The 18,099-nt window shown below is 70.4% G+C and carries 13 protein-coding genes and 1 tRNA gene; 9 read left to right on the top strand and 5 right to left on the bottom strand.

All coding sequences use genetic code 11. The annotated features are described in order from the left end of the window. Positions 1 to 10: 10 nt before the first annotated feature. Complete coding sequence (locus OG199_RS30700; RefSeq protein WP_402170656.1) at positions 11 to 145, bottom strand: SPW_0924 family protein; 135 nt, start codon at positions 143 to 145, stop codon at positions 11 to 13. Positions 146 to 364: 219 nt separating this feature from the next. After that, entirely contained in the window at positions 365 to 2,131 is a 1,767-nt protein-coding gene (locus tag OG199_RS30695) for a lytic transglycosylase domain-containing protein (protein ID WP_405832194.1), read from the bottom strand. A 255-nt stretch (positions 2,132 to 2,386) separates the two neighbouring features. Here OG199_RS30695 and OG199_RS30690 point away from each other — a divergent pair, with 255 nt between their 5' ends. After that, a complete protein-coding gene (locus tag OG199_RS30690) occupies positions 2,387 to 3,241 on the top strand; it encodes a DUF4184 family protein (RefSeq protein WP_405832192.1) in 855 nt (284 codons plus the stop codon). On the opposite strand, the gene OG199_RS30685 is transcribed toward OG199_RS30690, so the two are convergent. Beyond that, positions 3,162 to 3,995: a hypothetical protein gene (locus OG199_RS30685; RefSeq protein WP_405832191.1), complete on the bottom strand. Its 834-nt coding sequence runs from the start codon at positions 3,993 to 3,995 to the stop codon at positions 3,162 to 3,164. The two genes, OG199_RS30690 and OG199_RS30685, sit on opposite strands and share 80 nt — an antisense overlap. Positions 3,996 to 4,579: 584 nt before the next feature. Beyond that, a complete protein-coding gene (gene polA, locus OG199_RS30680; protein WP_356809432.1) occupies positions 4,580 to 7,306 on the bottom strand; it encodes a DNA polymerase I in 2,727 nt (908 codons plus the stop codon). Between the two features lie 123 nt (positions 7,307 to 7,429). On the opposite strand from polA, the gene OG199_RS30675 reads away from it, so the two are divergent. The 7 genes from OG199_RS30675 to OG199_RS30645 all read left to right on the top strand — a co-directional run bounded on the left by OG199_RS30675 (position 7,430) and on the right by OG199_RS30645 (position 17,184). Beyond that, a complete protein-coding gene (locus tag OG199_RS30675; RefSeq protein ID WP_405832189.1) occupies positions 7,430 to 9,709 on the top strand; it encodes an FdhF/YdeP family oxidoreductase in 2,280 nt (759 codons plus the stop codon). Positions 9,710 to 9,763: 54 nt separating this feature from the next. Further along, complete coding sequence (locus tag OG199_RS30670; protein ID WP_356807218.1) at positions 9,764 to 10,252, top strand: hotdog fold thioesterase; 489 nt, start codon at positions 9,764 to 9,766, stop codon at positions 10,250 to 10,252. A 1,015-nt stretch (positions 10,253 to 11,267) separates the two neighbouring features. Beyond that, positions 11,268 to 12,488 carry a branched-chain amino acid ABC transporter substrate-binding protein gene (locus tag OG199_RS30665; protein ID WP_401798565.1) on the top strand — a complete coding sequence of 407 codons (1,221 nt, stop codon included), beginning with the start codon at positions 11,268 to 11,270 and terminating at the stop codon, positions 12,486 to 12,488. Positions 12,489 to 12,618: 130 nt separating this feature from the next. Continuing rightward, positions 12,619 to 13,551, top strand: a complete 933-nt coding sequence (locus OG199_RS30660; protein WP_153291151.1) for a branched-chain amino acid ABC transporter permease — start codon at positions 12,619 to 12,621, stop codon at positions 13,549 to 13,551. Between the two features lie 5 nt (positions 13,552 to 13,556). Beyond that, entirely contained in the window at positions 13,557 to 15,353 is a 1,797-nt protein-coding gene (locus tag OG199_RS30655) for a branched-chain amino acid ABC transporter permease (RefSeq protein WP_405834723.1), read from the top strand. A gap of 5 nt (positions 15,354 to 15,358) precedes the next feature. Beyond that, positions 15,359 to 16,471 carry an ABC transporter ATP-binding protein gene (locus OG199_RS30650; RefSeq protein WP_401798567.1) on the top strand — a complete coding sequence of 371 codons (1,113 nt, stop codon included), beginning with the start codon at positions 15,359 to 15,361 and terminating at the stop codon, positions 16,469 to 16,471. Continuing rightward, positions 16,468 to 17,184: an ABC transporter ATP-binding protein gene (locus tag OG199_RS30645; protein ID WP_356807212.1), complete on the top strand. Its 717-nt coding sequence runs from the start codon at positions 16,468 to 16,470 to the stop codon at positions 17,182 to 17,184. The genes OG199_RS30650 and OG199_RS30645 overlap by 4 nt, the downstream gene beginning before the upstream one ends. Positions 17,185 to 17,261: 77 nt before the next feature. Here the strand turns inward: OG199_RS30645 and OG199_RS30640 are convergent, their stop codons facing one another. Beyond that, entirely contained in the window at positions 17,262 to 17,912 is a 651-nt protein-coding gene (locus OG199_RS30640; RefSeq protein WP_356807210.1) for a response regulator, read from the bottom strand. Between the two features lie 99 nt (positions 17,913 to 18,011). Between OG199_RS30640 and OG199_RS30635 the strand changes: the two genes are divergently transcribed. Next, a tRNA-Leu gene (locus OG199_RS30635) sits at positions 18,012 to 18,086 on the top strand. Positions 18,087 to 18,099: the final 13 nt, after the last annotated feature.

Here is an 18,099-nt window from a genome sequence, read left to right as displayed (position 1 = left end):
TCCCGGCTGGTTACGGATGCTTGGGCACGGTGGTGAGCAGCGGCTTCGGCGACGTCCTGCCGGCCGGTGAGCCGACGGCGGTGATGGTGAACACCAGGGCGAGCGCCACGGCGAGACCGGTCGCGGCGGCGATGAGGGCACGCATGCGGGCCTCCCGAGAGCCTGGAGCTGATGCATCGTCAGGTCGGGCACCGTAGCAACGACGGCCCGAGATGAGAACACGTCGCGCACACGGCGAAGGCGCCCCTCCGCCGGAAGCGGAGGGGCGCCCTGGTGACGCGGGGGCCGCGAGCGGCCGTGTCCCGGTCCTGGCGTGGCCCCGGCGGGACCGGCCGGGCCGGGAGTACGGCGTGGCCGTGCCGGACTACGGCGTGGCCGTGCCGGACGGCGCGGGGGTGCCGGACGGCGCAGGGGTGCCGGACGGAGTGTCCGTGGCGGCCGGGGCCACCTTCAGCTCGACCGTCAGTGTCGCGCCGCCCGTGGTGGTGACGCGGAGCAGGAACGTGCCGGTCGTGTCGTCCGCGTACAGCTTGGGGAGCTTGAGCGCGCCGTCGGCGTCGGTCGTGAGGTCCGTGAGGGTGCGGACCGTCTTGCCGTCGGCGTCCTTGAAGTACGGGCCCTTGTCGTTCTCGGTCGCGTCGTCCGCCGACTTGACCAGCGTGGCGGTGGCCGCGACCTTCCCCGCGGGGGCGCCCTTGTAGGTGGCCTTCAGCTGGACCTGGTCGGCGAACTCGCCGCCCGGCACGCAGGTCAGCTCGGTGTCGCCGGTGCGGGTCAGGGTGTCGGCCTGGCGCGCGGTGACGGTCGCGGCGTAGTCGAGGCCGCTCAGGGTGCGGCCCACGACGGTGGCGCGGACCGTGAAGCCGCCGGTCTTCTCGCCCGCCACGAGCGCGGGCGCGGTCGCCGTGCCCTTGCTGTCGGTGACGAGCGTGGCGGCGCTCTCACCGCCCGTGAAGGTGGCGTCCGTGTCTCCGACGATCATGAACCGGACGCGGACCTTCGCGACCGCCTTGCCCGCCTTGGTCTCGGTGCGCACCGAGACCTTGGTGGCGAAGGTCTGGCCCGCCGTCGCGGTGAGCTTCCCGGTGTCCGCGTCCTCCAGGTGGTCCACCGTCTCGGTGGGCGTGGGCGGCGTGGCCGGCGGGGTCGAGGGCGAAGCGGGCGCGGACGGGCTCGTGCCGGGGCCCGTCGAACCGCCGCCGCCCGGCTTGGGAGTGCTCGGCTTCGACTCGGGTGTCGAGGGCGCGGACGGCGACGGTCCCGGGCCGGCCGTGGAGTTGTCGCCGCCGCTGCTGTGCGACGGCAGGCTGCCCGTGCCGTCCGGCACCTCGTGGGTGCCCTTGCGGTAGTACTCCAGCCACGACAGCACCGTGTTGAGGTAGGCCGTCGAGTTGTTGTAGCTCAGGATCGCCGCGTTCATCTGCGCCTGCACGGACAGGTCACGGCCGGCCCGGCACAGGTAGTGACCGGCCGCGAGTGCCGCGTCGTAGACGTTGTTGGGGTCCTTCTTGCCGTCGCCGTTGCCGTCGCGGCCCGCCCACTCCCAGGTGGAGGGGATGAACTGCATGGGGCCCACCGCGCGGTCGTACGCGCTGTCGCCGTCGTACGCTCCGTTGTCGGTGTCGCCGATCAGCGCGAAGCCGTTGCCGTCGAGCTTGGGACCGAGGATCGGCGAGTACGTCGTGCCGTTCGCGTCGACACGGCCGCCGCGCGCCTGCCCGGACTCGACCTTGCCGATGGCCGCGAGGAGTTGCCAGGGCAGATTGCAGCCCGGCTTGGACGCGCGCAGCGAGGTCTCGGCCCTCTTGTAGGCGTCGAGCACGGTCGCCGGTATGCCGGCCTCGGCCTCGCCGACCGAGACGGGCGTCCCGATGGTCGACGAGGGGCTCGGGTTCGGACTCTTCAGCGGCGGCAGGTCGGTGTAGTAGGGCGAGTTGCCGGTCGCCGCGCCGGCGCCGCCGTCCTGGCCGCCGGCGCTCGCGTCGGCCGAGGGCTGGGCGCCCGAGGCCTGTCTGCCGAGGCTGTCGGTGGCCACTCCGGGTGCCTGGGAAGCGGACAGGGCCGCGACCGCAGCGGCGGCCACGGCGGTGGACGCCGCTCCCTTGCGCAGTCTGCCGAAATGCGCCGCCATTGAGTGAACCCCTCCCGTGGTCGACCGCCCGCGCTCCGCGCGTTCGCTGGCACAGTGACGCAGGTGACCCTACGACAACTTCCGCCGCCCGGGCACCCGTTCGTGCCCGGTTTTCACCGGTTGGCCATGTTCGATTGTCCGGTGGGACACGTACCCCGAGCGGCCCGCCCGGAGCTTCTCATCCGTCTCTCATAATGGCCTTCGGTGATCACCGAAGGCGACGCCTTCGACCGACGTCGGCCACAGGGGGACGTTTTGCCCTTCACTCTCAGTCATGCGGCGGCCGTACTGCCCGCCGTGCGAGGCGACGGAAGCGGCCGGAGCCGACTGGTGCCGGCGGTCCTGGTGGCCGGCTCCTTCGCTCCCGACATGACCTACTACGCGGCGAGTGCGGTACCCGGAGCGATGGAATTCGGTGCCTTCACGCACTCGTTCGCCGGTGTCCTCACCTTCGACGTGCTCGTCGCCTGGGCCCTCGTGGGCGTCTGGCTGGTCCTGCGCGAGCCGTTGGTGGCCCTGCTGCCACGGACCCGTCAGGGGCGCCTCGCGGGACTGCTGCGCTGCGGGACGGCCCGCCGGGAGCCCGGTGCGTCCCTGGCGCTGTGGTGGTACGCGTCGGCGGTGCTCGGCGCGCTGACGCACGTCGTGTGGGACGCGTTCACGCACCACGACCGGTGGGGGGTGCGGCTGCTGCCCGCGCTGGGACGGGACGTCGGGGGCACCCCCCTGTTCACGTACGCGCAGTACGGCACTTCGATGGCGGCGGCCGTGGTGATCACGGTCTTCGTGGTCGTCGCGCTGCGGCGGACACCACCGGGCGAGCCGGTCGGGGTGCCGCGGTTGTCGCGTGCCGACCGGTGGCTCGCGGCCGCCGTGATCGGCGGCTGCGCGGTCGTCGCCGCCGCGCAGCGGGCTGCCCGGTGGTGGGCCTACTGGGGCTCGGGCGCGAAGCCGTGGGAACTGATCCCGACGCTGTGCTTCGGCGCGGGCGCGGGTCTCGTCCTCGGCCTCGCGCTGTACGCCGTCGGCGTCAGGGTGTGGCGCCCCGCTCCGGTTCGTCCCGGCCCGGTGGCCACGCGTACGGAGCCGAACCGTCCGACGCGCCGCTGACCCCGCTCCACGGGGCCGGCCCCCGGACGAGGCCGCGTGACTGGCCCAGACCGCGGTGGACGGCCCGCGCGAAGCGCCCGAGGGTGCGGGTTCCGTACGCCGTCGTCGGGTTGTCGTGCGACAGGACGACGATGCGGCACGTCCTGCCGGTACCCGTGAACGCGCCGACGCTGTGCACCCGCCAGCCGTGCGCCGGCCGGGGCAGCGAGCCGTTCTCCCGGTGCGCCCGCAGGCCGCCCGGCATCCCGGCGGGCCTGCCCCGGAGCGCCGCGCCGCGGACGCGGCCGAGCAGGCTCAGGCCGTGGAGGCGGGTCCTCAGGAGGGAACGGGAGCCGGCGACCACGTCCGGCAGGCGCAGGGCCGCGATGCCGTCCGAGACGGTGACCAGGGGGCGGAGGGCGGCGAGCTCCCACCGGTCGAGGGTGTGCCGGAGCCGCTCCGTCCGCCGCGGCACGGCCTCCGTGGCCGCGCCCTCGGCGAAGCTCCCCGCGTCGTACTGACACTCGCTCGCGAGATCGCAGGTCGGGCCGCCGCCCTCGGCGTGCACCGGCAGGGCGACGGTGCCCCGGCGTGAGGCTGTCGCCTCCAGGTCACGGGACGTACGCGCGGCGGGCTCGGGGGTGCGGCCGGAACGGCGGGCCGTGGGCGTCTGAGCGGTGCTCGCGCTCGCGGCCACCGCGGGCACCGGCGCGAACAGCGCCGGGACGACGCCCGCGGGGAGGGCCGTGCGGCGGTGGAGTATGCGTATACCCATGCCCGCATCCTCGCGGTCCCCCTGCGCGGGGGGCGTCTTTGCGAGGGCCACGCGAGTGACGGTCTCTGCGAGGGCCGACCAGGAGACGGCGGCAGCCCGCCTCCGGATCCCCTGAGCCACCGGGACCCCGGCCCCGGGCACCGTACGAGCCTCCGGGTTCCCGAGCCACCGGTGCCGGAGGCTTGCGGGCCCCAAAGCCTCGCGGCTCCGGGCACCCGGGCCCTGGACTTTCGGGCCCCCCGCCCCCAGGCTCCGGGACCCTGGGCCTGCGGGTAGCTGTGACTACGGATCCCCGGGCTGTGGGTCTCCGGGCCCCGGCCGTCGGACGCCAGCCCCGGCCAGGGAGGCGCGGCGCCGTCGTCCATGGGCTGAGGCGGTGACTTTTTTGCCCTGCACAGGTCGGATTCATCTGCGTGACGGCGGAACCAGACGGTTTCCACCGCCAGGGGCCGGTCCGGCGCCGGAGGGCCCGCCGTACGGGGCCGGTGTCGCGACGGACCGGGGCCCGGCACCAGATGGTGCCGGGCCCCGGTCCGGTGACGGCGCAGGCTCCGCGGTCACCCGGAACCCGGTCGCCGAAGCGGCTAGTGCGCCGCCGATTCCCAGTCGGCTCCCGAGCCGACGGAGACGTCGAGCGGGGCCCGGAGATCGACGGCGGACGCCATCTCGCGACGCAGGAGCTCCTCGGTCTTCGCGCGCTCCCCCGGGGCGATCTCCAGGACGATTTCGTCGTGGACCTGGAGGAGCATGCGGGACTTCAGACCGGCCTCGCGCAGCGCCCGGTCCACGTTCAGCATCGCGATCTTGACGATGTCCGCGGCCGTGCCCTGGATCGGCGCGTTCAGTGCCATGCGCTCGGCCGTCTCGCGACGCTGACGGTTGTCGCTGTTCAGGTCGGGCAGATAACGACGCCGGCCGAAGAGGGTCTCCGTGTAGCCCGTGGCACGCGCCTCGTCCACGACCCGGCGCAGATAGTCCCGGACACCGCCGAAACGCTCGAAGTACGTCTCCATCAGGGCACGCGCCTCCCCCGCGTCGATGTTCAGCTGCTGGGACAGGCCGAACGCCGACAGCCCGTACGCCAGGCCGTACGACATGGCCTTGATCTTGCGTCGCATCTCCGCGTCGACCGCCGAACGCTCGACCGAGAACACCTGGGACGCCACCGTCGTGTGCAGGTCCTCGCCCGACGTGAACGCCTCGAGCAGTCCCTCGTCCTCGGACAGATGAGCCATCACCCGCAGCTCGATCTGGCTGTAGTCCGCCGTCATCAGCGACTCGAAGCCCTCGCCGACCACGAAGCCCCGGCGGATCGCGCGGCCCTCCTCCGTACGCACCGGGATGTTCTGCAGGTTCGGGTCCACCGACGACAGACGGCCCGTCGCCGCCACCGTCTGGTTGAAGGTGGTGTGGATCCGGCCGTCCGCGGCGATCGTCTTGATCAGACCCTCGACCGTCACGCGCAGCTTCGCCTGCTCACGGTGGCGGAGCATGATGACGGGCAACTCGTGGTCGGTCTGCGTGGCCAGCCAGGCCAGCGCGTCCGCGTCCGTCGTGTAACCCGTCTTCGTCTTCTTCGTCTTGGGCAGATCGAGTTCCCCGAAGAAGACCTCCTGGAGCTGCTTGGGCGAACCGAGGTTGAACTCGTGGCCCACGGAGGCGTGCGCCTCCTTCACCGCCTGCTGCACGGCGGCACCGAACATCTGCTCCATGGCCTCCAGGTGCGCCCGGTCGGCCGCGATGCCGTACCGCTCCAAGCGCGCCAGCAGCGCCGACGTGGGCAGCTCCATGTCCCGCAGCAGATCGGCCGCGCCGACCTCCCGCAGCTTCTCGCCGAACGCCTCACCGAGGTCGAGGATCGTGCGGGCCTGCGCCATCAGCGCCTCGGCCTCGGCTCCGTCGTCCGCTCCGAAGGCCAGCTGCCCGTCGGCCGCGGCGGCCGGACCCAGCTCCCGCCCGAGGTACTCCAGCGACAGCGCGTCCAGCGCGAACGAACGGCGGCCCGGCTTGACCAGATAGGCGGCGAGCGCGGTGTCCATGGACACGCCCTCGACGCTCCAGCCGTGCTCGGCGAAGACCCGCATCACACCCTTGGCGTTGTGCAGCACCTTGGGCTTCGCGGGGTCGGCGAGCCACTTCGCGAACGCGTTCTCGTCGCCCTCGTCCAGCTCCGAGGGGTCGAACCAGGCGGCCGCCCCCTCCGCCGCGGCGAGCGCGATCTCCGCCACCGAGCCGGCGCCCAGCGCCCACGCGTCGACCGTGGCCAGACCGAGCACCGCGTCGCCGTGCTCGGCGAGCCACGGCTTCAGCTCGCCCGCGCCCAGCACCGCGCCGTCCAGCTCGACACCGGCGACGACCGGCGCCGCCTCCTCGGCCTCCTGCGCCCCGGGATCGACCGCGAACAGGCGCTCACGCAGCGAGGGGTTACGGATCTCCAGGGTGTCCAGGACCATCGCCACCGCCGTACGGTCGTACGCCGCGCGCTCCAGGTCGGTGACCGCCCTCGGCAGCTCCACGTCCTTCACCATCTCCGTGAGACGGCGGTTGAGCCGCACCGCCTCCAGATGGTCACGGAGATTCTGGCCGGCCTTCCCCTTCACCTCGTCGACGCGCTCGACCAGCTCCGCGAACGAACCGAACTGGTTGATCCACTTCGCGGCCGTCTTCTCACCGACACCGGGAATGCCCGGCAGGTTGTCCGACGGGTCACCGCGCAGCGCCGCGAAGTCCGGGTACTGCGCCGGCGTCAACCCGTACTTCTCGACGACCTTCTCCGGAGTGAACCGGGTCAGCTCGGAGACACCCTTCGTCGGGTAGAGGACCGTCGTGTGCTCCGACACCAACTGGAAGGAGTCACGGTCGCCGGTGACGATCAGGACCTCGAAGCCCTCCGCCTCGGCCTGCGTCGCCAGCGTGGCGATGACGTCGTCGGCCTCGAAGCCGTCGACCGCGAACCGCTGCGCGTGCATCGCGTCCAGCAGCTCGCCGATCAGCTCGACCTGGCCCTTGAACTCGTCCGGGGTCTTCGACCTGTTCGCCTTGTACTCCGTGAACTCCTCGGAGCGCCAGGTCTTGCGCGAGACGTCGAACGCCACCGCGAAATGCGTGGGCGCCTCGTCGCGCAGCGTGTTCGCCAGCATCGACGCGAAACCGTAGATCGCGTTCGTCGGCTGGCCGCTCGCGGTCGTGAAGTTCTCCGCGGGCAGCGCGAAGAACGCGCGGTACGCCAGCGAGTGCCCATCCATGAGCATCAGTCGCGGACGGCTCGTACCTGCGGTCTTCTCGGTCTTCTTCGATGCTGTTTCTGCCACGCCCCCGATCCTGCCACGCCCCACTGACAACGCGGACCGTCCGGGACCGGCCGCAGGCATTGCCACCACCGCGTGCGAGGATCGAAGCGGTAGCGCACACAGGCACGCGAAAGGGGTTCAGCGATGGCCGGCAAGCCGCCCAAGAGCGATCCGGTTCAGGACGCGCCACAGGTCGTCGAACCGAAGCACGCGGCGGCCGGGCTGCCCGCGATCGGCCACACCCTGCGGATCGCCCAGCAGCAGATGGGCGTGCGCCGCACCGCGCTCACCCTGCTCAGGGTCAACCAGAAGAACGGATTCGACTGCCCCGGCTGCGCCTGGCCCGAGCCGGAGCACCGGCACACGGCGGAATTCTGCGAGAACGGCGCGAAGGCGGTCGCCGAGGAGGCGACCCTGCGCCGGGTCACCCCCGAATTCTTCGCCGAGCACCCCGTCGCCGACCTCGCGGGCCGCAGCGGCTACTGGCTCGGACAGCAGGGCCGCCTCACCCACCCCATGTACCTGCCCGCGGGCGCCGACCACTACGAGCCGGTGACCTGGGAGCGCGCCTTCGACATAGTCGCCGAGGAACTCACCGCGCTCGACTCCCCCGACGAGGCCCTCTTCTACACCTCCGGACGCACGAGCAACGAGGCCGCCTTCCTCTACCAGCTCTTCGCCCGCGAACTCGGCACGAACAACCTCCCCGACTGCTCGAACATGTGCCACGAGTCCTCGGGATCCGCCCTCTCCGAGACCATCGGCATCGGCAAGGGCAGCGTCCTGCTCGACGACCTCCACAAGGCGGACCTGATCATCGTCGCCGGGCAGAACCCCGGCACGAACCACCCCCGGATGCTCTCCGCCCTGGAGAAGGCCAAGGCCAACGGCGCGAAGATCATCAGCGTGAACCCGCTGCCCGAGGCGGGCCTGGAGCGGTTCAAGAACCCGCAGACCCCGCAGGGCATGATCAAGGGCGCCGCCCTCACCGACCTGTTCCTGCAGATCCGCCTCGGCGGCGACCAGGCCCTCTTCCGCCTCCTGAACAAGCTCGTCCTGGACACGGAGGGCGCCGTCGACAACGAGTTCGTCGCCGAGCACACCCACGGGTACGAGGAGTTCGCGGCCGCCGCCCGCGCCGCCGACTGGGACGAGACGCTCACCGCGACCGGCCTCACCCGCGCGAAGATCGACGAAGCCCTCGCCATGGTCCTCGCCTCGCGGCGCACCATCGTCTGCTGGGCCATGGGCCTCACCCAGCACAAGCACTCCGTGCCGACGATCCGCGAAGTCGTCAACTTCCTGCTGCTGCGCGGCAACATCGGCCGCCCCGGCGCCGGCGTCTGCCCGGTCCGCGGCCACTCGAACGTGCAGGGCGACCGCACCATGGGCATCTTCGAGCGCCCCGCCCCGGCCTTCCTGGACGCCCTGGAGAAGGAGTTCGGCTTCACCCCGCCCCGTGAACACGGCTACGACGTCGTCCGGGCCATCCGCGCCCTGCGCGACGGAGACGCCAAGGTCTTCTTCGCCATGGGCGGCAACTTCGTGTCCGCGTCCCCCGACACCGAGGTCACCGAGGCCGCCATGCGCCGCGCCCGCCTCACCGTGCACGTGTCGACGAAGCTCAACCGTTCGCACGTGGTCACCGGCGCCCGAGCCCTGATCCTGCCCACCCTCGGCCGCACCGAGCGCGACCTCCAGGGCAGTGGCGAGCAGTTCGTCACCGTCGAGGACTCCATGGGCATGGTGCACGCCTCACGCGGCCGCCTGGAGCCCGCGAGCACGCACCTGCTGTCCGAACCGGCCATCGTGTGCCGCCTCGCCCGACGCGTGCTCGGCGACGACTCCCGCACCCCCTGGGAGGAGTTCGAGAAGGACTACGCGACCGTCCGCGACCGCATCGCGCGCGTGATCCCCGGCTTCGAGGACTTCAACGCGCGCGTGGCCCACCCCGCGGGATTCGCCCTCCCGCACGCCCCGCGCGACGAACGCCGCTTCCCGACCGCCACGGGCAAGGCCAACTTCACCGCCGCGCCCGTCGAGTACCCGAAGCTCCCCGAAGGCCGGCTGCTGCTGCAGACCCTGCGCTCGCACGACCAGTACAACACCACGATCTACGGCCTCGACGACCGCTACCGGGGCATCAAGAACGGCCGCCGGGTCGTCCTGGTCAACCCCGAGGACGCGCGCTCGCTCGGCGTCGCCGACGGCTCGTACGTCGACCTGGTCAGCGAGTGGCAGGACGGCGTGGAGCGGCGCGCCCCCGGCTTCCGGGTCGTGCACTACCCGACCGCCCTCGGCTGCGCGGCCTCCTACTACCCGGAGACCAACGTCCTCGTCCCGCTCGACGCCACCGCCGACACCAGCAACACCCCGGCCAGCAAGTCCGTCGTGGTCCGTCTGGAACAATCGGCCACCGACTGAGCGTTTGCTCAGGAAGTCAGCCAGAGAGATCCACGACGATCGGAGCCGGCCCCCATGGGCGAGCAGAGTCACGTGAAGTTCCCGCAAGAGGTCCTCGACGAGTACGCCGCGCTCGGCGTCGACCTGCCCGCCCTCTTCTCGGCGGGCCACCTCGGCACCCGCATGGGCGTGCAGATCGTCGAGGCCTCCGCGGACCGGGTCGTCGGCACCATGCCCGTGGAGGGCAACACCCAGCCGTACGGACTCCTGCACGGCGGCGCCTCCGCCGTCCTCGCCGAGACCCTCGGCTCCGTCGGCTCCATGCTGCACGGCGGCAGCTCCAAGATCGCCGTCGGCGTCGACCTGAACTGCACCCACCACCGCGGGGCACGCTCCGGCCTCGTCACGGGCGTGGCCACACCCGTCCACCGGGGGCGCTCCACGGCCACGTACGAGATCGTCATCACGGACGAGGACGACAAGCGCGTGTGCACCGCACGGCTGACCTGTCTGCTCCGGGACGTGAAGCCCGGCGACGAACAGCACGTACGTCCCCAGGGCTGATGCCCGACAACACCCGAACGCCGAACCCGCCCGCCCGCCCGCCACACCGGTGGACGGCGGACGGGCGGACGCGGACGGGCGGGCGGCGGGGCCCGTCGAACGGAGGGGGCACGGGCGCGGTCGATCGGTACGGACGTAGCTGACAGGCACGGACGCGGCCGGCCGACACGACCACGCCCGAGTGGGCGCGGCACGGCAGGAGTTGAGCCCCACCCCGCCGCCCCGGCCTGCCCGCTCGGCCCGCTCTCCCCCGTGACCGGCCGGACGCGAACAGGCCACGCACCCGCCCGCGGCCCCTGCCGCGACCATCACCTCCCCGCCTGACGGCCCCTCATGAGGCCATGATCATGCGGGACATGGCGCGCCTCGCCGCCAACTCCCGCCGTACCGCGCCGAGTCACGTGCCGTTCACCCCGACTCCGCCCGCCCGGAACCCAGTTGCGACGTCTCCACCGCTTACGGGATCACCACGCCTTCGCCGGACTTCACGCCCGGACCCCACCGCATGCGCCCTTTCCCGTGCGCGCCGGGACAACCCACCGGATCACGGTCCACATCTCCGTGACCCAGCGTTCCGGACTCCCCCTCGACACCGGACTCCCCGCTCCCGACGTAACGCTGCGTAACACGCACGCAATACAGCACCGGAGTTCCCCCTTCGAAGTCCCGTGCTCCAGGGGATCTTTCCGCGCCCCGCCACGCGACCTGCGGCGCCGTCCGACCCCGACGCTCACCCACGCACAACCGGAAGTGCGGATTCTCAACATGTGGACTTCGCAGAATTTCCGCCAAACCGGCCGAGAGCACCCTTCCTCGAAGCTCACCAACCAGCACGTCATAACAAGAAAGTCACAAGCCAGCCCACCACGATGCCGGGGCCCACAGACAGGCTTAGAGTCACGGCCAGTCACCGCGCCGCCGGGCGCGTCTGCAGCACGGCATCGGTACCACCAGTACGGCCCGGCGAGACTCACAGCGGCTCAGCCGAGCTGCTGCGCCAGGGAGAGGAATCATCGTGCGACAGCGTTCTTTGGTCATACTCACCTCCGTGCTCACCACGGGAGCACTCACGCTGACCGCCTGCGGTTCGCGCGACGACGGTGGGAACAAGGACAGCGGCAAGAAGACCGAGATCATCATCGGTGTCGACGCCCCGCTGACCGGTCAGAACTCCGCCACCGGCCTCGGCATCCAGGGCGGCGTCCAGATCGCCGTCGACGACGCCAACAAGAACAACACCGTTCCCGGCGTGACCTTCAAGGTCCAGGCGCTCGACGACAAGGCGATCCCGGCCAGCGGCCAGCAGAACGCCACCGCCCTCGTCGGCAACGACAAGGTCCTCGGCGTCGTGGGCCCGCTCAACTCCGGTGTCGCCACCCAGATGCAGCAGGTCTTCGCGACCGCCAACCTGGTCGAGATCTCGCCCTCCAACACGGCGCCCGAACTCACCCAGGGCAAGAACTGGCAGACCTCGAAGTCCCGCCCGTTCAAGACGTACTTCCGCACCGCCACCACCGACGCCCTCCAGGGCGGCTTCGCGGCCGAGTACGCGAGCACCACGCTCAAGAAGAAGAACGTCTTCGTCGTCGACGACAAGCAGACCTACGGCGCCGGCCTGGCCAAGCTGTTCAAGGCCGGCTTCACCAAGAGCGGCGGCAAGGTCGCGGGCGAGGACCACGTCAACACCGGCGACACCGACTTCTCCGCCCTCGTCACCAAGATCAAGAACTCCAAGGCCGACCTCGTCTACTACGGCGGCCAGTACGACGAGTCGGAGAAGCTCACCAAGCAGCTCAAGGACGGTGGCGCCAAGATCCCGCTGTTCGGCGGTGACGGCATGTTCAGCGACACCTACATCCAGACCGCCGGCAAGACCTCCGAGGGCGACCTCGCCACCTCGGTCGGCCAGCCCGTCGACTCCCTGCCCTCCGCCGCGGACTTCATCAAGAAGTACAAGGCCTCCGGCCTCAAGGGCGACTACGGCACCTACGGCGGCTACTCCTACGACGCCGCCACCGCCATCATCAAGGCGATCGGCAACGTCGTGAAGGACGGCAAGGTCCCGGACGACGCCCGCGCCAAGATCGTCGACGAGGTCCAGAAGACGAAGTTCGACGGCATCGCCGGCCCCGTCTCCTTCGACGAGTTCGGTGACACCACCAACAAGCAGCTCACCGTCTACCAGGTCGTCGCCGGCAAGTGGAAGGCCGTGAAGAGCGGCACGTTCAACGGCTGATCCGATCTGATCCCGTCGGATCCGATCCGCCGCTAGCACTACCCCAGGGCCGCGCGGCCTCGACCACACGTCACCGCGCGGCCCGCTCCATACTCCCGTTCACTCTCCCCACCCACATGGAGGCCATGCGGTGAACACTCTGCCGCAGCAGCTGGCCAACGGGCTGTTCCTCGGCTCGATGTACGGGCTGATCGCCATCGGCTACACGATGGTGTACGGCATCGTCCAGCTCATCAACTTCGCCCACGGCGAGATCTTCATGACCGGAGGCTTCGGCGCACTCACGGTCTACCTCTACGTCCTGCCCGACGGCACATCCATGTGGATAGCCCTTCCGGCGATGCTCATCGGCGGTGGCCTCGTCGCCGTCCTGATCGCCGTCGGGGCGGAACGGTTCGCCTACCGTCCGCTACGCGGCGCACCACGCCTCGCACCACTCATCACCGCCATCGGCCTCTCCCTCGCCCTCCAGCAGGCCGTCTTCAACTGGTACCCGGACGCCAAGACCGACCGCAAGTTCCCCCAACTCGACTTCGGCCCCTGGCACCTCGGCTCCATCAGCGTCCAGAGCGGCTCCGTCTTCGTCATCATCGCCGCCCCCCTCTGCATGGCGGCCCTCGCGATCTTCGTCCGCATGTCCCGCACCGGCCGCGCCATGCAGGCCACCGCCCAGGACCCGGACACCGCCCAGCTCATGGGCATCGACACCAACAAGATCATCGTGATCGCCTTCGCCATCGGCGGCTTCTTCGCCGCCGTGGCCGCCATCGCCTACGGCCTGCGCTACGGCACGATCCAGTACAACATGGGCTTCCAGATGGGCCTCAAGGCCTTCACCGCGGCCGTCCTCGGCGGCATCGGCAACATCTACGGCGCCATGATCGGCGGCCTCGTCCTCGGCCTCGCCGAAACCATGGCCACCTCCTACATCGACGGCATCCCCGGCATGCAGCAGCTCGGCGGCGGCGGCTGGTCCTCCGTCTGGGCCTTCGTCCTCCTCATCCTCGTACTGCTGTTCAGACCCCAGGGTCTGGTCGGCGAACGCGTCGCGGACAGGGCGTGAGCACCATGGCAACCACCGAGAACACCGCAGAGAACACCACCGGGGCCACCGCACCCACGGCCGGCCTGATCGGGCTCCCGCAGACGGTCGCCCGCGTCCTCATCGCCGTCGGCGCCATCGGCACCATCGCCAGCACCTTCATGTCGTGGACCTACACGGCCGACTTCCCCGGCGACCTCACCTACTACGGCTCCCCCGCCGGCCTCCAGGTCCTCGACCTCGTCGCGGGCGCCCTCACCCTCCTCTTCGCGCTCACCCAGTACGGCATCCGCGGACTGCGCTGGCTCAACCCGACCGTCGCCACCGCACCGGTCGTCCTCGCCACCGCCTCCGCGTTCGCCATCAGCTGGTTCAGCGCCATCGCCATCGCCGTCGACCTCAAGGGCCTCGTCGCCCTCGACCCCGGCGCCTACGTCGCCGCCGTCGCCTCCCTCATCGCCCTCCTCGGCGCCCTGGCACTCCCCAAGCCCGGTGACACCTTCAAGGACTACGTCACCAAACCCGAACACCTCCCCACCGCCACAGCACTCCCCGCCTGGGGCGAACGCCTCGTCATCACCGGCGCCACCGCCGTCGCACTGATCGTCTTCACCTACGGCATCGGCGTCGACCCAGACGCCAGCGAGACCTTCATCGGCTACCTGCTGCTCGTCGTCCTCGGCGTCTGGGCCCTCCAGTCCGCCGGACTCTTCGACCGCTTCGCCCAACTCAACGCCCAGCACAAGGGATTCGCCACCTCCATGGCGTTCCTCGCCGCGGCGATCTTCCCCTTCGTGGAGAACGACGAACACAACGCCAACCTCGGCGTGAACATCCTCGTCGTCGCCACCGTCGCCCTCGGCCTCAACATCGTCGTCGGCCTCACCGGCCTCCTCGACCTCGGATACGTCGCCTTCCTCGGCGTCGGCGCCTACGCCGCCGCCCTCGTCTCCGGCTCCGAGTTCTCCCGCTTCTCCGGCGTCCAGTTCCCCTTCTGGGCCGCCATGCTCACCGGCATGGCAGCGTCGCTCGTCTTCGGCGTCCTCATCGGCGCCCCCACCCTGCGACTGCGCGGCGACTACCTCGCCATCGTCACCCTCGGCTTCGGAGAGATCTTCCGCATCACCGTCAACAACCTCGACGGCTCCTCCGGACCCAACCTCACCAACGGCCCCAACGGCATCTCGATGATCCCGGACCTCAACATCTTCGGGTTCAACTTCGGCAACGCCCACGAGATCGGCTCGCTCACCCTCGGCCGCTTCGCGAACTACTTCCTGCTGATGCTGATCATCACCGGCATCGTCGTGATCGTCTTCAACCGCGCCGCCGACTCCCGCATCGGCCGCTCCTGGATCGCCATCCGCGAGGACGAGACCGCCGCCACCGCCATGGGCATCAACGGCTTCCGCGTCAAGCTCATCGCCTTCGCACTCGGCGCATCCCTCGCCGGCCTCGCCGGCACGGTCAGCGCCCACGTCGGCTACAGCGTCAACCCGGCCCCGTACCAGTTCGCCGGCTCCGTACCCCCGAACTCCGCGTTCCTGCTCGCCGCGGTCGTCCTCGGCGGCATGGGCACCGTCAACGGCCCCATCCTCGGCGCCACCCTGCTCTACCTCCTCCCCGAGAAGCTCGGCTTCCTGAAGGAGTACCAGCTCTTCGCCTTCGGCCTCGCGCTCGTCATCCTCATGCGCTTCCGCCCCGAAGGAATCATCGCCAACCGTCGCCGCCAACTCGAGTTCCACGAGGCCGACGAGACCATCGACATCCCCGAACAGGGCCTGCCCGACTCCACCGTCGGCGTCACCAAGGCAGGGGCGTGACCCACATGACCACCACCACAGCCCCCAGCCCCGTCCTCGAGGCCAGCGGCGTCACCATGCGCTTCGGCGGCCTCACCGCCGTACGCAGCGTCGACCTCACCGTCAACAGCGGCGAGATCGTCGGCCTCATCGGCCCCAACGGCGCCGGCAAGACCACCTTCTTCAACTGCCTCACCGGCCTCTACGTCCCCACCGAGGGCAAGGTCTCCTACAAGGGCACGGTCCTGCCGCCCAAGCCCCACCTCGTCACCAGCGCCGGCATCGCCCGCACCTTCCAGAACATCCGGCTCTTCGCCAACATGACCGTCCTGGAGAACGTGCTCGTCGGCCGCCACACCCGCACCAAGGAAGGCCTCTGGTCCGCCCTCCTGCGCGGCCCCGGATTCCGCAAGGCCGAAGCCACCTCCCGCGAACGCGCCATGGAACTGCTGGAGTTCATCGGCCTCGCCCACAAGGCCGACCACCTCTCCCGCAACCTCCCCTACGGCGAACAGCGCAAGCTCGAGATCGCCCGCGCCATGGCCAGCGAACCCGGCCTCCTCCTCCTGGACGAGCCCACCGCCGGCATGAACCCCCAGGAGACCCGCGCGACCGAGGACCTCGTCTTCGCCATCCGCGACCGCGGCATCGCCGTCCTCGTCATCGAGCACGACATGCGCTTCATCTTCAACCTCTCCGACCGCGTCGCCTGCCTCGTCCAGGGCGAGAAGCTCGTCGAAGGCACCTCGGACGTCGTCCAGGGCGACGAACGCGTCATCGCCGCCTACCTCGGCACCCCCTTCGAAGGCGCCCCCGGCGCCGACGAACTCGCCGAGGTCGAGGCGGCCGAAGCCGGCGGCACCACCACAGCGGCAGCCGCACCGGCCGAGGCCACCGTGCCCGCCCAGGCCACCGAACCGGCCGCGGAGACGGACACGCCGGAGACCACGGAAACGGCACCGGCCACGGACACCGCGGAACCGGCAACGGCCACGGAGACACCGGAGACCACGGAACCCGGCGACACCCCGGACACCCCCGACGCCCCGGCAGCCCCCGCCACCACCGAGACCCCGGAAGCCGCCCAGGACGACGCCTCCGCGGACAGCACCACCAGCAAGGAAGGAAACGCCCAGTGACCGCACTGCTCGAGGTCGAAGACCTCAAGGTCGCCTACGGCAAGATCGAAGCCGTCAAGGGCATCTCCTTCTCCGTCGAAGCCGGCCAGATCGTCACCCTCATCGGCACCAACGGCGCCGGCAAGACCACCACCCTGCGCACCCTCTCCGGCCTCCTCAAGCCGACCTCGGGCCGCATCACCTTCGACGGCCAACCCCTCGACGGCATCCCCGCCCACAAGATCGTCTCCCTGGGCCTCGCCCACTCCCCCGAGGGACGCCACATCTTCCCCCGGCTGACGATCACCGAGAACCTCCAGCTCGGAGCCTTCCTCCGCACCGACAAGGCAGGCATCGAGAAGGACATCCAGCGCGCCTACGACCTCTTCCCCATCCTCGGGGAACGCCGCAAGCAGGCCGCCGGAACCCTCTCCGGCGGCGAACAGCAGATGCTCGCCATGGGCCGCGCCCTCATGTCCCAGCCCAAACTGCTCATGCTCGACGAACCCTCCATGGGCCTCTCACCGATCATGATGCAGAAGATCATGGCCACCATCGCCGAACTCAAGGCCGACGGCACGACCATCCTCCTCGTCGAACAGAACGCCCAGGCGGCGCTCTCCCTCGCCGACCAGGGACACGTCATGGAAGTCGGCAACATCGTGCTCTCCGGAACCGGACAGGACCTCCTGCACGACGAGTCCGTACGCAAGGCCTACCTCGGCGAGGACTAGAACCCCGCCCACAGCCGAAGAGGCCCGCGCCCCTCGTGGGGACGCGGGCCTCTTCGCGCGCTCGCACGCGACGGGCACTAACCCTTCGACGACTTCTTCTCCGCGGCGTCCGCGATGACCGCCTCCGCCACCTGCTGCATCGACATCCGGCGGTCCATCGACGTCTTCTGGATCCACCGGAACGCCGCCGGCTCCGTCAGGCCGTACTCCGTCTGCAGCACCGACTTCGCCCGGTCCACCAGCTTCCGCGTCTCCAGCCGCAGACTGAGGTCCGCGACCTCCTGCTCCAACTGCTTCAGCTCCGCGAACCGCGACACGGCCATCTCGATCGCCGGCACGACGTCACTCTTGCTGAACGGCTTCACCAGATACGCCATCGCACCCGCGTCCCGCGCCCGCTCCACCAGATCGCGCTGCGAGAACGCCGTCAGCATCAGAACCGGCGCGATGCCCTCCTCCGCGATCTTCTCGGCCGCCGAGATCCCGTCCAGCTTCGGCATCTTCACGTCGAGGATCACGAGGTCCGGCTTGTGCTCACGGGCCAGCTCGATGGCCTGCTCACCGTCCCCCGCCTCACCCACGACGGAGTAGCCCTCTTCCTCGAGCATCTCTTTCAGGTCGAGACGGATCAGCGCCTCGTCCTCGGCGATGACGACACGGGTCGTCAGCGGAGGCACGTGCGACTTGTCGTCGTCGGCGACGGGCTGGGGCGACTCGGGGGCGGTCACGGGGGCTCCTCGTTCAGGGGCGGGTACTGCTCCCAAGAGCCTACCTAGCTGCGGTATGGTGGACTGGCAGCGGGTCGGGGTGAACCTTCGATTCAGCGGGCCCCGGTAGCCCAATTGGCAGCAGGCAATGGATTCAAAACCCATACAGTGTCGGTTCGAGTCCGACTCGGGGCACTTTTCCTTGGAT

The organism is Streptomyces sp. NBC_01176 (assembly GCF_045039825.1).
In the GTDB taxonomy this organism is placed as follows: Bacteria; Actinomycetota; Actinomycetes; order Streptomycetales; family Streptomycetaceae; genus Streptomyces.
The sequence above is the reverse complement of the archived record's forward strand: the minus strand, read 5'-3'. Positions and strand labels throughout refer to the sequence as shown.